Consider the following 14,985-nt stretch of genomic DNA (forward strand, 5'->3'; position numbering starts at 1 on the left):
GATAATGAAATTGATAAAGTAGCTCACCTAGCCAGCTCTGCTCTCATCCACGCCGCAGTACGTCTTATACCTTCCCGCAAAGAAGTCGCCGGGGCCCAATTCAATTCCGTCCGAGCCAAATCGTTGCTTAATACACTAACAGGAACATCAAATGGGCGACCGGGCAAATAGTGTCGTTCAATAGGTTTTTCAAGCACATCCTCGAGCAACAAAATTAGATCATTTAAAGTAGTGCCCGATCCCGAACTGATATTGAAGACACTTTCGTTCCCTTGATATTGAACTGCTTGGCAAAACGCTTCAGCCACGTCACTGATGTGAAGATAATCGCGCATGACCGTTCCATCGCCCCAGATTTCGATCGGCATTCCTGAGATAGCACGATGGAGGAAAACACCGACAGCTCCTTGTGCGGTTTCAATGCGTTGGCGCTCGCCGTAAGGATTAGCAACTCGAAGTGTAATTGCCTTAATGCCGTGCATATGCTCATACAACTTTAGGTATTTCTCAATTGCGAGTTTTGTGATTCCATAGGAAACAAGAGGGTTCGTAGGGTGTTTCTCGTCAACTGGAATGTATGACGGCGCGCCATAGATTGTCCCACCGGAGGAAATGAAAACAATCTTGGGAACCTTATGCGCCACCATAGCGTTAAGCATCTGGAGCGATGCCACAAGATTAGTCTGCACATCGTAAATTGGATCGTCATTAGAACTTTTCGGCAGCGTGGTAGAAACAAGATGTAAGACTACATCCGCACCACTCACAGCGTCGCTGACGTCATGAGTGCTTTGCAAATCGCCAGTGATCCATTCCACATCTTCTTTCGTATCAAACTTGCGATAAGGCTCAACTCTTGGACGTTCAAATATCCTTAGTCGGTGTCCGTCTTTCAAAAGACGATCTGCTATGGTTGAGCCGATGAAACCGCCGCCACCAAAAATAACACACTTCATTTTTTGGATATCCTTTTAAAGAATGTCAAGAGACATTCACCATATGCGCTACCGATGGAGACCAACTGACTCGAATAGCTGCGCCACGCCTAGCAGCAGCCCTAGTTCAAATTGCGAAGACACTGACGCAATGAAATTGCGCCTATAAAGACGAACGACCTATGTGTACTGCCTGTATGGGCGTGCGTCAGCTGAAGATGAGATCACGCCACGTCATAAATTTGAAATGTCTCACGGGCCATACGTTCGGGCGTTCGCTCAAAATGCGTCGTCGTTGATAACTCGAACAAGGACTCAGGTTCACTTACCAATTTCACCAAAACGCGCTCAAGATCGTCTACGTTGCCTCTTTCAAAAGCAAATCCGTTGCGCCCATTTTCTAAAAACTCTGTCATGCCCGCAACGTCCGATACGACAACCGGTGTATGTGTTGCAAGCGCGCTTAAGAGTACTAAAGGGCTGTTTTCATACCACCGCGAAGGAATAACTAAGAGATCCAGGCATTCCAGGACATCGTGCATGCGCTCCTTCGGAAAGGTGCCTAGAAAAGATATGTCGTCGGTAGCCATATTTCTTAGCTCGCTCATGTACGCTTGATCTTGATTGAAAGGCCCGTAGACACGCAGCTCACCCGCTCCCTTTGGCAAGCGCTTAAAAGCCTCGATAAGGAGATCTGGTCCCTTGTGTTGCGCGATCTGGCCGATAAAACCGATTATCGGGCGATGCCCCCTCAAGCGCTTGGGTTTAGGCTTACGTTCAATATCAACACCAAACCAGATATTGTGCATTGGAACGCGAATGCCGTTATTTTCGTACGCGCTCCTAAGAAACGACGTTGGCGCAACCGCGGCTCTGTAAGCAGTGTTATATAGTTCCGCAAGGACTGTCGGGCGGCACACAATGTCATCAACGACGCAATCTATACGGCTGCCACGGAGGCCGGGTAGACGGCGTATAGCATTTATCCCGGATGCGAGCCACATTGCATTGCGGGGAGTACCCGCGTAGCGCAAAAAAGGATCAATTGATGAACTATTTGCGGCCGCTTTAAAGTGACAAGCAACGCAATTGACCCGTGTTGATGATGGGCCTCGGCATAGTTCGCCATCAGCCGCTTCAAGTTTATTATTTAAGCAAAAACCAAAAAAATCAGTGAACGTAGCGTAAGTTCTAATATTTAGATGCTTCGCAACTTCCAATAGAGCAGCCGTATGGTTAATTAAGTGCGTGACATGTACGACGTCGGGCTGCAGCTTCCTGAGAACACTTTCCAGCACTGGCCGCATGTCCACTTGATAATATGTTTCGCTCACTCTTGAATGCGGGATACGGTTCTTGTCGATAGATATGACCGGGATACCTGCATATTTGTAATGAGTAATCAAGTCAGAGCTTGGTTGTTCGCCTTGAAAAATGGCTGATACGACTGTTACGTCGTGCCCCCAAGATTGATAGCATCGAGCAAGTTCAAGCGTATATGTTTCCGTGCCATAGAAATGGGAAGGAAAGAAGCAGTGAACAAAGAAAACGATCTTCATGAACTCACTTGCTCAGCCAGCACTTCTTGATAAACGCTTTGGTAAGCGCTAACCATTGCTTCAACAGAAAAGTGACTCCGAACGCGTTGACGCTGAAGGTCACCAATTTTTTCTCGATCCTCGGGAGAATCAAGCAAGTCAACAATGATGTCCGATAACGCTTCTGCGTCTTCGGGCTGCGCCAAAAGATCACGATTCATTACGATTTCACTTAGGGCCCCTACGTCATATCCCACGACGGGTATTCGCATGTTCATCGCAAATGAACTAACCTGGCCAAAGCTCTCCTTCCAGACAGGGGCCACAAACAAGGACATTCGGCGGTAATATTTAGGCAACTCTTCGTAGCTGACATATCCGGTGAATTCAAAGTTATCACTGACCCCGGCCTCTGCAACCGTACGGCGGAAAGGTTCTAATAGACTCCCGCCTCCCACGATTAATACTCGGGTCTGCGGACGCTTTTGAACCACCCTGATAAAAGGAATAATGGCGCGCTCATTTAGTTTATCCCGCTCCAGTCGATAAACCATTCCGACGCAATCGTTGGGAATCGATTCGTCAATTGTTCGTTCAAAATGCGAAAAATCCGAGCCTGGATATATAGTCATGTGAGAAGGATGGTCCTTACCAAAAACGTCTCGAACATAATCACTAACGTAAACATATTTACGAATAGAGTCAGACGTAAAAGGCGCTACTGGAGTATTCACATTCTCGATCACCGGAATACCTAAACGCTCTGCTGCCTCTATTGCTTTGGCATACCAGGATTCATCAGTGTCGCCCCAGTAGTGGACATGAATCAGGTCGGGTTTAAGGCGCAAAAAATGCCTAAGAAATGGCCGTTCCCCGTCGGGAAATCTGAACTCGGTAATATCTAGTCCAACATATGCTGGCGGACTTGGAATAAAACTCGTTACGATGCTCTGCTCATAATCACAACCAAGACTTTCGATCAAATCTATAACTAGACGCGAAGAGCCTCCCAACATGAAATTTGCAATGACATGAATTACACGCGGCCGGTTGAATGAGATGGAAGTCGGCTGCCGCACCACATAAGGATTATTTTCGCTACTGGCTGATCGAGGTAAATAGCGAAATTTGGTCCAGCACGATCTGACGTAACCAACTAATGGAGAGAGCGCCGCACGGACAAAAGAAGGAGCGATCATTGATACGAACAAATAGGTGATACCTGCCAATTTCCTCAAGCCCCACGGTTGATGAATGACCGCGTCTCGCAATCTGAACCACTTAGTTCGTTTTATTGCGTCAAGCTCATTTTCTACACGCAAATATTCCGCCTTTATGTTCTTAAGAATATCTTTGGCATGCTTTAACTTCTCAAGGGACTCTAAATTTTCCCTTAGCTCGCTTCGAAGTTTGTGAACCTGCGAAACTGCCAAATCCGATTCATTGCGCCATATGCCCTTTGGTGTAATTTGCTGCTTCATGCAGTTGGCCGAAGCCAATGCCAACAAGCCTGCATGTTCTCGGATATCTAGTTTTATGCCTGAATCTACTCTAGATGCATATACCCCTGAAATTTTCACGTCGTTAAACTGCGCCTTCTCGAGAAGATATTGGAGCGAATAAGTAGAGTAATAAACAACGTGGGCTGGAGGGTGTCGATAAATCCAATTAGACGGATTTTTTACTGCATCAACAGATCTTGCATTCGGTGTAGTAATAGCTAAAGTAGTTTTCCTCCCAATCAATCCTTTACTGAAAAGATCTTCAAACAACTTGTATGGGTTGGGCAAATGCTCAAGGACATCCAGCATTACGATGAGATCGAATTCATGCCCATCAGGCAAGTCATTTACCTCTTTAACAATTGTTGCGTTTGCACCAAGCCGGCGCGTCGCAGTATTTCTCGCGTGTTCAGATATTTCAACACCAAAACATTTCCAACCTCGATTTGCAGCTATGCTAAGTTGCGTTCCGTAGGCGCATCCGACGTCCAGAACAGACATATTTTTGTTATTCGGAAAGCGTTCAAGTAGATTGCTAAATAATTCCAGTACGCCTGCCGTTTGCAGATCGTAATTATCGTATCCCCCTTGAATACCCCCTTCGAAATATTGTGAACCGTCATAATAATTTCGAAGCTCTGCTTCTGTCGGCATTGGAAAAACGAAATCAACGTCACAAAAATCACAAACGACGACCTCATAATTACCTACCTTGCATAGTTTCCTTTTTGCATTTCTAAGCCTGCAAACCGGGCAAGTTACTTCCTCAAGCGTCTTGTTAATAATGGCGCGAGACTCTTCTTCGCTCAAACTTCCGTAATCCATAATTAGACTTTCCGAGCAATACACATCCAAGTCTGTGTATTATTGGCATCAGGTATGCGCTTATCTAACCAAAGAGCTAAGCGATTAATGATTCTATTGATACTTGGCTTATATATTTGACGTTCAGAGAGGTGATCGAGAAATATTTGCGCGATCAGTATGTAAACGCCACCTGCAGATTCAACATCTTCAATTTTGAATCCAATATCCTCTAACTTTCTACTGATTCCAAATTTTGTAAATCGCCAATAATCATGAGGCACTTCATGATGTCTCCACTCCATAGGGACAGAAATTATTAAACATCCTGAATTCGCTAAAAGCCTATAGCAATCTCGCAAATAAAAATCGAAGTCATATACATGCTCCAATGTTTGCGTAGAAAGAATGGTATTTACAGATTCATTTGGCAGCGGCACGGGAGATCCTGGCTCCAGCTCAATATCTAGTTCAACCCCGGCAGCCGCAGCCACATCTGCACCAATATAACGTCGAATATTTTTTTGCAGTATTTGCCTGTATGGTTGCCCCCCACACCCATAGTCCAAAAGAACACCTTTAGCTGCTGGAAGTCCCTTACGAAACATCCAATCATGCAAAAAACTTAACGCCAAATAATGATGATGACTTAGGTCGATATTCACACTTGAGATTCGTTTTAAGCCCTCTAGATCTTCTTTTAATGTGGAAGACATTTGCCGCCTCCCACTATCCATTCACATGGATGTATAAACTTTCCCCAAGTTGGAAAAGATGATCTCACTGAAAAATAAACCGTTAAATCTGTCACGGCGTAGCAAATAGAGTGATCTTTTGAATATGCCCCTAACGCCACCATATAATCTCCTGGTGCAAAACAAATCGGCGTAAAGACTAGCTCACCCCGAACTACATCGCCGCCTCTAACGGCTGGCCAAAAAACACCACATTCCCGGCTTGTTTGACCAATTAACCAATCCCCGTCATTCCGATAAACACTTATCGCGAAAATGACTTCATCTAAATTTTGCAATGCCTCTAGTGCAAAATTAAATTTCATCTTTTCTCCCACGGTGTAAATTGCTGACTCACCATTCGAGGGGCGAGCCAAAGCACATTCCGTGAACCTGGCCATCTCTGTATTTTGTTGCTTAATAATGTCGCTCTTATTGTTCTGCTCTGATTCACTTCCTATCATCGAAATGTAAAACTCGGAACAAACATGAATAGGGTGCCCCATAGCTTTCACTTTTCCAGCGTTGAGCCAAATTACATAATCACAGATCATTTGAAGCGTGCTTAAATCATGCGACACAAATAAAAGGGTTGTACCTCTTTCGCGAAGCTCTTTGATCTTCAATATGCACTTATTGCGAAATGCGATATCACCGACACTGAGAGCTTCGTCGACAACCAATATATCAGGCTCAATATGGACGGCTATAGCAAACGCCAGCCTGACAAACATCCCGCTGGAGTAGGTTTTTACAGGCTGCTCAAGAAAATTGCCGATGTCTGCAAAAGCGACGATATCGTCGAAGCGTGCCTCTATTTCTTTCTGACTTAGCCCCAATACGCTAGCATTCATAAATACATTTTCACGCCCTGTGAACTCTGGGTTAAAACCTGCCCCGAGCTCCAACAGTGCCGCGATCCTTCCATTGACTTCCACTGTGCCGCTTGTCGGAGTCAACGTACCGCATAGAATTTGGAGAAGAGTTGATTTTCCTGCTCCATTGCGTCCAAGTATTCCTAATGCCTGCCCTCTCTTGATTTCGAATGACACTTCTTTCAGCGCCCAGAATTCACGGTAGTATTGCTTAGGCGTTCCTCCAATAAGACGTTGCAAGCGTGGAGCGACAAACTGCTTAAGCCGATCACGTGGAGTGTCATAGATTTGGTAACGTTTACTGAGATTACTGACGCGAATTGCAAAGTCGACTTCCACCATATCCTTCTCTAGCGTGCTTTGGATTGCCTGGTCATTAAAGGACATCTGCAAACCCTCTCCTGGTTTTTTGGAACCAGGCGTAACCAATCCAAGCCACAACAACTGAAACCAGTGTATAAATAGCTAGCCCTACCCAATTAGGCGTATGGCCCCAAACGATCACTTCGCGCAATTGCTCGATAATGAAAGTAAGCGGATTGACCATGAGCCAAGGTCGAAGTTGTTCGGGCAACGCATTCACCGGATAAAAAACCGGGGATAGAAACATCATTACTGAGGTGATGATCCCGATTGTTTGTGCGACATCTCGTAAAAATACGCCAAGAGACGATAATATCCAAGCTACTCCCATGGTAACTACGACTAGAGGTAGGAGGATGAATGGGGCAAAAACGACTGTCCAATGCAGATACTGGTTCAAAAATACAAATGCAGTCAGCAAAACACCTAGACTAATAAAAGTGTGAAATAACGCTGCACCCATTGCAATTACCGGCAGTATCTCGATTGGAAATACAACCTTCTTTACGTAGTTAACGTTTGAAAGAATTAAGCTGGGTGCTCGATTGAGCACTTCAGAAAAAAGAGTATGAACAATCATTCCAGCGAAGAGCAGAACAGCAAACTGAGCCTTACCCGAATCGCCATCGATCCCCCAGCGTGCTTTAAACACGGTCGAAAACACGAAGGTATATACGACAAGCATAAATACCGGATTAAAAAACGACCATGCCAAACCCATTACTGATCCGCGATATCGGCCTACGACTTCGCGCCGAATCATCCGCTTTATGAGTTGTCGATTACTCCAGAGGCTGTGAGCTAACTCGAAGAGCGAAGTAGAATGGGGAGCTTGCGGGTTCATGCGAATACTTCTGCTTCTACAAAGCGCAACCCGGCTTTATCTTTGCTGGACAATTGCGGTTCTAAATTAATTGGCCACTCAATGCTTATTGAAGGATCACTCCATAGAATGGCGCGCTCGAATTCAGGAGCATAATAGTTTGTAGTCTTGTACAGGAATTCTGCTGTTTCGGAGAGTACAGCAAAGCCATGAGCAAAACCTTCAGGGATCCAAAGCTGTCTCTTATTTTCAGCGCTAAGAATTTCACCAACCCATTTCCCGAATGTAGGAGAAGATTTGCGGATATCGACGGCAACGTCAAACACCTCTCCTGACACTACGCGAACAAGCTTTCCTTGGGGCTGCTTGATCTGATAGTGAAGTCCGCGCAGCACGTTCTTCGCCGATCGCGAATGGTTATCCTGTACAAACTTTACTTCCCGCCCGATTGCTTGATTGAACTGCCGCTGATTGAAGCTCTCGAAGAAGAAGCCGCGATCGTCGCCGAATACGCGGGGTTCAAGCAGTACAACGTCGGGGATAGCGAGAGGCGTGGCTTTCATCAGAATACCGTTTCCTTTAACAGCCGCTGCAGATAGCGGCCATACCCATTTTTACCAAGCGGCTGCGCCAGTTTTTCCAGCTGAGCCGCATCAATCCATTTCTGGCGAAAGGCGATCTCTTCCAGGCAAGCGACCTTTAGTCCCTGCCTCGCTTCCAGCGTCGCAATGAAGTGGCTTGCATCGAGCATCGATTCATGAGTGCCGGTATCCAGCCAGGCGTAGCCGCGGCCCATGATTTCTACTGAAAGGCTTCCCTGCTGCAGGTACAACCGGTTCAGGTCCGTAATTTCCAGTTCGCCCCGCACCGATGGTTTGAGGCTTTTGGCGAAATTGACGACCTGCCTATCATAGAAGTAGAGACCGGTTACGGCATAACTGGATTTGGGTTGGACTGGTTTTTCTTCAATGCTGATTGCCTTGCCTGTCGTATCGAATTCGACGACGCCATAACGCTCCGGGTCATGCACATGATATGCGAACACGCTCGCGCCTTCCTCGCGTCCCATGGCATTGACAAGCAAGTGGTGAAAGTCATGCCCGTGGAAGATGTTGTCGCCAAGGACTAGCGCCGAGAGATCGTTCCCGATAAACGATTCCCCGATCAGGAAGGCTTGTGCCAATCCGTCCGGCGACGGCTGGACTGCATACGAGAGATCCATCCCCCATTGCTCGCCGCTGCCGAGAAGCTGTTCGAAGCGCGGCGTGTCTTGCGGTGTCGAGATGATGAGTACATCCCGGATGCCGGCCAGCATGAGTGTGCTGAGCGGGTAATAAATCATCGGCTTGTCGAAGACTGGCAGCAGCTGCTTGGAGACCGCAAGCGTTGCCGGATAAAGCCGGGTACCGGATCCACCGGCCAGGATAATACCCTTGCGTTTCATATTGCTCCTTGGGCGCTCAATTCATCGATCAGGCGCCGGACGTGGTATTGCCACTCCGGCAGTTGAAGATCGAAAGTTTGAGTCAGCTTGGTTGTATCCAGACGCGAATTCTTCGGCCGTACTGCGGGAAGCGGGTATGCTTCGGAGGGAATCGGCTGCACTGCATCGCCTTTCGCCTTGAGTATGGCGCCGCTCGACTCGGCCCGTTGGAGGACATACTGTGCGTATGCGTGCCAAGTGGTGTGCCCGCCTGCAGTCAAATGATAGGCGCCGGCAAATTCAGGTTTCGCTTGCTGGCCAATACGGTGCAGGACAAGAGCGGTGACATCCGCGATCAGTTCGGCGCTGGTGGGTGCTCCGTATTGATCGGCAATGACCTTCAACTGATTGCGCTCCTTTGCCAGACGCAGCATGGTCTTGGCAAAGTTGCCTCCCCGCGCGGCATATACCCAGCTGGTACGGAAGATCAGATGCTTTGCGTGATGATCGCGGATCAGCCGTTCGCCTTCAAGCTTGGTCTGACCGTATACCGATATTGGATTGGTCAGATCGTCTTCCTCATAAGGAGAGGATTTCTTTCCGTCAAAAACATAGTCCGTTGAATAATGCACCAGCCATGCATTCAGCCGGTCGGCTTCTTCCGCCAGTACGCCCGGAGCCTGGGCATTAATCTGGCGCGCCTTCTCCGGATCGGACTCGGCCTTGTCCACTGCGGTGTAGGCCGCAGCGTTCACAATCACCGCAGGCTGAATGCCGCGAATTAATTGGCGCAGGCTTTCTGGTTTTTCGAGGTCGGCTTCGTTTCTGCCGAACGCATGAAGCTCGCCCAGCGGGGAAAGAGAACGCTGCAATTCCCAGCCGACCTGGCCATCTTTACCGAGCAACAGGATTTTCATGGTGCTCGCCGACCGTAATTCTTTTCGACCCATTCCCGATAAGCACCAGATTGCACGTTGCGTACCCAATCCTGGTTATCGAGATACCACTGCACGGTTTTGCGGATACCGGTATCAAAGGTCTCCGCTGGCTTCCAGCCCAGTTCCTGCTCGATTTTGCGGGCATCGATGGCGTAGCGCCGGTCGTGGCCCGGACGGTCTGCCACGAAGGTGATCTGTTCGCAATAAGACCTGCCGTCGTCCCGGGGGCGCAGCTGATCCATCAGCTTGCAGATGGTGTGAACGATATCGATGTTGGCTTTCTCGTTCCAGCCACCGACATTGTAGGTTTCGCCTGGCGTGCCTGCTTCCAGCACACGGCGGATGGCACTGCAATGATCCTTCACATAGAGCCAGTCGCGGATTTGCTGCCCGTCGCCGTACACCGGCAGGTTCTTGCCCGCCAGCGCATTCACAATCATCAGCGGGATCAGCTTTTCCGGAAAGTGGTAAGGCCCGTAGTTGTTGGAACAATTCGTGGTCAGAACCGGCAGCCCGTAGGTGTGGTGATAAGCGCGCACAAGGTGGTCGCTTGCCGCCTTGCTGGCAGAGTACGGGCTGTTCGGCTCGTAGCGATTGGTTTCGCGGAAGGCCGAGTCATCTTTCGCGAGAGAGCCGTAGACCTCGTCGGTTGAGACATGCAGGAAGCGGAAATCCGTTTTGTCGTCGCCGGACAGCTCGCCCCAGTACGCCTTTGCTGCTTCCAGCAGTCGGAAAGTGCCGACGACGTTGGTCTCGATGAAGGCTTCCGGTCCGTGGATGGAACGGTCGACGTGGGACTCGGCTGCAAAGTTGACAATGGCGCGCGGCTTGTGCTGAGCCAGTAGTGACGACACCAGGGCTGAATCGCCGATGTCGCCCTGTACGAAGATGTGGCGGCAATCGCCCTGCAGGGAAGCCAGGGTTTCCAGGTTGCCTGCGTAAGTAAGCTTGTCGAGATTGATGACTGGCTCATCCTTCTGGGCCAACCAGTCCAGCACAAAATTAGCTCCGATGAATCCAGCGCCGCCTGTCACTAAAATCATTCTGTCATCCTGAGTATTCAACTACATTTACGGGTCACCCACTAGCCTTTTCCAGCAAGGCCACCAGGGGCGAATTTGGCAATTACTCCTTCTGATATATAACCGTCCGCCTCCATGCTACTTAGCGAAAGCTTGCCGAATTTCATAGAAATCTGAACAATTCCTGAAAATTCCCGGCACGTAGCCGACTTTTTTGCGGTCCGTAATTTTACTCTGGCGCAGCGGCTATACCAAATTCAAATAGATATTTTTACAATAAATCAACGTTGAATCTTTGAAGACCTTGCCATATCAGGAAAGAAAGTGAAGGAATTACCTCAAATTCTACGAATGCTCATTCATCGATATTTTTTTTGTGTAACGAAATAGATTTCGGGGTTTAGCCAGCGGCCCAACACTGGAAAAGGGCTGCACAGCACAAACAGCAGTTCGAACTGTTTGCGAAGATGATTTTTTAGGCGACGATAGTCAAAGCCGGTATGGTGAAAGTGAAACTGAAAACCTGGAGCAATTTCGGCCGTAGGACGATTCAGAAGAGGAATACCGATCAATGAGTACAAAACATTCTTTGGATTAGCGTCATACTCCCCAAAGCGCCGAAGCATTCGGAAACATCCTTTATAGAGTGCCGGCAAACCAATTTCAATCGGCACACCGAATACGGCTAAACCACGATCTTTCAAGCAATCGTCAATCTGTTGCAAAGCATCTTCAGTTTCTTTCAAAGGAAGGTGTTCGAAGACTTCAAGACAAAACAGAATATCAACGGACATCCTTTGAATGGACCCGAGATTGGCATGAAACTCAACATTTGGTATTGAAGATAGGTTCTCCTTTGCCTGGAGTAGCAAATCATTTACAGGCTCATAGCAAATTATTCTGGCATTCGGATATTTCCTCGAAAGAAGCTTACATAGTTCTCCGTTGCCCGCACCAAAATCGCAAACAACAGCCGGGGCTTTGAAACGTGATACTGCCTGGACTGCGGAGACTAGCCTTCTTCGTTGCAGCCACCGCTTGACCGGATTTTTGTCTTTGAAGGTGATTTCAGCATATGACATACTCAGCAACTTTCATTAGGTACCATGGTTAGATTCGGCTATCTCTTAGATGAATAGCAAATGCTTAACTTCGAAGGAAATTTCTCAATTGTATTCTTCAGCCATCTGACAAGAAAATTTTCCTGTTTGATGTATAAAGTGAAGCGATAGAGAGCGTGCAAAGAGCAGGGAAAATACAGTACCAATAGAAACCTATGCCTTAAAGTGGCGCATCAGAAAAAAATCCGGTGCAAGACACGTTCACGATGCGTATAAGACCTCCCAAAAAAGAAAGAGCGCCTTATTCTGGCGCTCTTTCTTAGTTCCCTTTTTAAAAGCTGGGTCGAATATTTTCTATTCGTGATAATTGAATACACTATATCCACTGTTCTTCACCAGCTCATCCCTCTCCGCTGACTTGAGGTCTTCGCGCACCATTTCCGCCACCAGTTCGTCGAACGTGGTCTTGGGCGTCCAGCCGAGCTTGATCTTGGCCTTGGACGGATCGCCCAGCAGGGTTTCCACTTCCGTGGGGCGGAAGTAGCGCGGGTCGACGGCGACGATGCATTTGCCGTGGGCGTTGTAGCCCTTTTCCTCCACGCCTGCGCCTTGCCAGGTGATGGCGATGCCGAGTTCCCTGGCCGCGGCATTGACGAAGTCGCGCACGCTGTATTGCACGCCGGTGGCAATGACGAAGTCTTCCGGCTGGTCCTGCTGCAGCATCAGCCATTGCATTTCGACATAGTCGCGCGCATGGCCCCAGTCGCGCTTGGCATCGAGGTTGCCCAGGTACAGGCAATCCTGCAAGCCGAGCTTGATGCGGGCGAGCGCCCGGGTGATCTTGCGGGTGACGAAGGTTTCGCCGCGGATCGGGCTTTCATGGTTGAACAGGATGCCGTTGCAGGCATAGATGCCATAGGCTTCGCGGTAATTGACGGTGATCCAGTAGGCGTACAGCTTGGCCACCGCATACGGGCTGCGCGGGTAGAACGGGGTGGTTTCCTTTTGCGGGACTTCCTGCACCAGGCCGTACAGTTCCGAGGTCGAAGCCTGGTAAAAGCGGGTTTTCTTTTCCAGCCCGAGGATGCGGATCGCTTCCAGGATGCGCAGGGCGCCGAGCGCGTCGGAGTTGGCCGTGTATTCCGGCTCTTCGAACGACACGGCGACATGGCTTTGGGCAGCGAGGTTGTAGATTTCATCCGGCTGCACCGCCTGGATGATGCGGATCAGGCTGGTGGAATCGGTCAGGTCGCCATGGTGCAGCTTGAAGCGCACATCCGGCTCATGCGGGTCCTGGTACAGGTGGTCGATGCGGTCGGTGTTGAACAGCGACGAGCGGCGCTTGATGCCGTGCACTTCGTATCCCTTGGACAGCAGCAACTCGGCCAGATACGCGCCGTCCTGGCCAGTGACGCCAGTGATGAGGGCGACCTTGTTGGCTTTTGATTTCATGAGCATTCTGAACTTCCTTGTTTCTGTGGTGTGATTCTTGAAAGGCGCTCGGGCAGCCGGCGGCGGCTGGCTTACACTCGCCCATAGCTGTCCGAAAACCGGACGATGTCGTCTTCACCCAGGTAGCTGCCGCACTGCACTTCGATCAGCACGAGATCGGTGATGCCGGGGTTTTCCAGGCGATGCCTGGCACCGATCGGAATGTAGGTCGACTGGTTCTGCGTCATCAGGGTGGTCTTGTCGTCAATGGTGATATTGGCGGTGCCGAAGACCACGACCCAGTGCTCGCTGCGATGATGGTGCATCTGCAGCGACAGGGATTGCCCCGGCTTGACCACGACCCGCTTGATCTTGAAGCCCTGCCCTTCGCCCAGCACCGTATAGGTTCCCCAGGGGCGCACGGCAGTGCGGTGGATCTTGTGGGCTTCATGCCCGCTGGCCTTGAGCTGGTTGACGACCTGCTTGACTTCCTGGCTCCTGGACTTGTCGGCAACGAGCAAGGCGTCCGGCGTGTCGACGATCAGAATGTTCTCGAGGCCGATGGCGGCAACGATCCGGTCCTTGGAATCGATGTAGGTGTTATGGCTGTCGATCAGGATGGGTTCGCAATTGTTGGCCTTGTTGCCATCCGCGTCGGCCGGCAGCACATCGGCTACCGCGCTCCATGCGCCCATGTCGCTCCAGCCGAAGTCGCCCGGAACGACGGCGATGTTCTTCGCCTTTTCCATCACCGCGTAGTCGATGGAAATGTTTTCGAGCTTGGCGAAGGCGGCCGGCAATTCGGTCTTGTCGCCCTGGGTCTGGGCCGCTTCCCAGACTGCACGGGCGGATTCGAGCAGCGCCGGGTTGTAGGTGGCCAGCGCATCCAGGATGCTGCCTGCCTTGAAGCAGAATATGCCGCTGTTCCAGACATAATTGCCCTGTGCCAGATACCTGGCGGCGGTGGCGGCATCCGGCTTTTCGACGAAACGCTGTACTGCATTCGCCTGCTGGCTGACTTGGGCGCCCATTTCGATATAGCCGTAGCCGGTCTCGGGTGCTGTCGGGCGGATGCCGAACAGCACCAGGAAGCCGTCCTTGGCCAGGGTTTCCGCGTGCTGCGCGGCCTTCTGGAATGCCGCCACATCCGTAATCAGATGGTCTGCGGGCATTACCAGCAGGCAGGCATTGCTGTCCTGCTGCGCTGCCCAGAGCGCAGCCAGGGTGATCGCCGGCGCGGTATTGCGTCCGCTTGGCTCGAGCAGGTAATGCGGCTTGACTTCCTGCCGGGCCAGTTCGTCACGCGAGCGGAGATAATAGTCATGGTTGGTGACGATCAGGGGCATGCCTTGCGGGGATACCGACTGAGCGCGTTCATAGGTCTGGGTCAGCAGGCTTTTGCCGCCGCCGATGCGCATGAAAGGCTTGGGATGCGCCTCGCGCGATACCGGCCACAGGCGCGTGCCTGCACCGCCGGAAAGAATGATTGGAATTAACATGATATAAGTGCGTGTCCTTGGCGCTTTGGCTGTCCGA

13 protein-coding genes are annotated in these 14,985 nt (G+C 50.0%); all 13 read right to left on the reverse strand.

Annotated features, from left to right (window positions below):
- Positions 1 to 23 precede the first annotated feature (23 nt).
- Positions 24 to 956, reverse strand: a complete 933-nt coding sequence (locus HGHM_RS12640) for an NAD-dependent epimerase/dehydratase family protein (RefSeq protein ID WP_019141902.1) — start codon at positions 954 to 956, stop codon at positions 24 to 26.
- Positions 957 to 1,159: 203 nt separating this feature from the next.
- On the reverse strand, positions 1,160 to 2,494 hold the full coding sequence (locus HGHM_RS12645; protein ID WP_026075975.1) for a glycosyltransferase family 4 protein: 1,335 nt from the start codon (positions 2,492 to 2,494) through the stop codon (positions 1,160 to 1,162).
- The gene (locus tag HGHM_RS22670) at positions 2,491 to 4,800 is read right to left on the reverse strand and encodes a glycosyltransferase (protein WP_075111718.1); all 2,310 of its coding nucleotides are present in this window, start codon (positions 4,798 to 4,800) and stop codon (positions 2,491 to 2,493) included. The genes HGHM_RS12645 and HGHM_RS22670 overlap by 4 nt, the downstream gene beginning before the upstream one ends.
- A gap of 2 nt (positions 4,801 to 4,802) precedes the next feature.
- A complete protein-coding gene (locus tag HGHM_RS22675) occupies positions 4,803 to 5,495 on the reverse strand; it encodes a class I SAM-dependent methyltransferase (protein WP_161603782.1) in 693 nt (230 codons plus the stop codon).
- Positions 5,480 to 6,775 (reverse strand): ABC transporter ATP-binding protein, encoded by a 1,296-nt coding sequence (locus HGHM_RS12670; protein WP_019141907.1) that lies wholly within the window; start codon positions 6,773 to 6,775, stop codon positions 5,480 to 5,482. The genes HGHM_RS22675 and HGHM_RS12670 overlap by 16 nt, the downstream gene beginning before the upstream one ends.
- Positions 6,765 to 7,595, reverse strand: a complete 831-nt coding sequence (locus tag HGHM_RS12675; RefSeq protein WP_026075976.1) for an ABC transporter permease — start codon at positions 7,593 to 7,595, stop codon at positions 6,765 to 6,767. The genes HGHM_RS12670 and HGHM_RS12675 overlap by 11 nt, the downstream gene beginning before the upstream one ends.
- Positions 7,592 to 8,137 carry a dTDP-4-dehydrorhamnose 3,5-epimerase gene (gene rfbC, locus HGHM_RS12680; RefSeq protein WP_019141909.1) on the reverse strand — a complete coding sequence of 182 codons (546 nt, stop codon included), beginning with the start codon at positions 8,135 to 8,137 and terminating at the stop codon, positions 7,592 to 7,594. Before rfbC ends, HGHM_RS12675 begins: the two co-directional genes overlap by 4 nt.
- A complete protein-coding gene (gene rfbA / locus HGHM_RS12685; protein WP_019141910.1) occupies positions 8,137 to 9,018 on the reverse strand; it encodes a glucose-1-phosphate thymidylyltransferase RfbA in 882 nt (293 codons plus the stop codon). The genes rfbC and rfbA overlap by 1 nt, the downstream gene beginning before the upstream one ends.
- Positions 9,015 to 9,914 carry a dTDP-4-dehydrorhamnose reductase gene (gene rfbD, locus HGHM_RS12690; RefSeq protein ID WP_019141911.1) on the reverse strand — a complete coding sequence of 300 codons (900 nt, stop codon included), beginning with the start codon at positions 9,912 to 9,914 and terminating at the stop codon, positions 9,015 to 9,017. Before rfbD ends, rfbA begins: the two co-directional genes overlap by 4 nt.
- Positions 9,911 to 10,978 (reverse strand): dTDP-glucose 4,6-dehydratase, encoded by a 1,068-nt coding sequence (gene rfbB, locus HGHM_RS12695; RefSeq protein ID WP_019141912.1) that lies wholly within the window; start codon positions 10,976 to 10,978, stop codon positions 9,911 to 9,913. Before rfbB ends, rfbD begins: the two co-directional genes overlap by 4 nt.
- 338 nt (positions 10,979 to 11,316) lie before the next feature.
- Positions 11,317 to 12,039 carry a class I SAM-dependent methyltransferase gene (locus tag HGHM_RS12700; protein ID WP_019141913.1) on the reverse strand — a complete coding sequence of 241 codons (723 nt, stop codon included), beginning with the start codon at positions 12,037 to 12,039 and terminating at the stop codon, positions 11,317 to 11,319.
- A 333-nt stretch (positions 12,040 to 12,372) separates the two neighbouring features.
- Complete coding sequence (gmd, locus tag HGHM_RS12705) at positions 12,373 to 13,476, reverse strand: GDP-mannose 4,6-dehydratase (RefSeq protein WP_019141914.1); 1,104 nt, start codon at positions 13,474 to 13,476, stop codon at positions 12,373 to 12,375.
- A 65-nt stretch (positions 13,477 to 13,541) separates the two neighbouring features.
- Positions 13,542 to 14,948, reverse strand: a complete 1,407-nt coding sequence (locus HGHM_RS12710; RefSeq protein WP_019141915.1) for a mannose-1-phosphate guanylyltransferase/mannose-6-phosphate isomerase — start codon at positions 14,946 to 14,948, stop codon at positions 13,542 to 13,544.
- Positions 14,949 to 14,985: the final 37 nt, after the last annotated feature.

Source organism: Noviherbaspirillum massiliense JC206, assembly GCF_000312045.1.
Lineage (GTDB): Bacteria > Pseudomonadota > Gammaproteobacteria > Burkholderiales > Burkholderiaceae_D > Noviherbaspirillum > Noviherbaspirillum massiliense.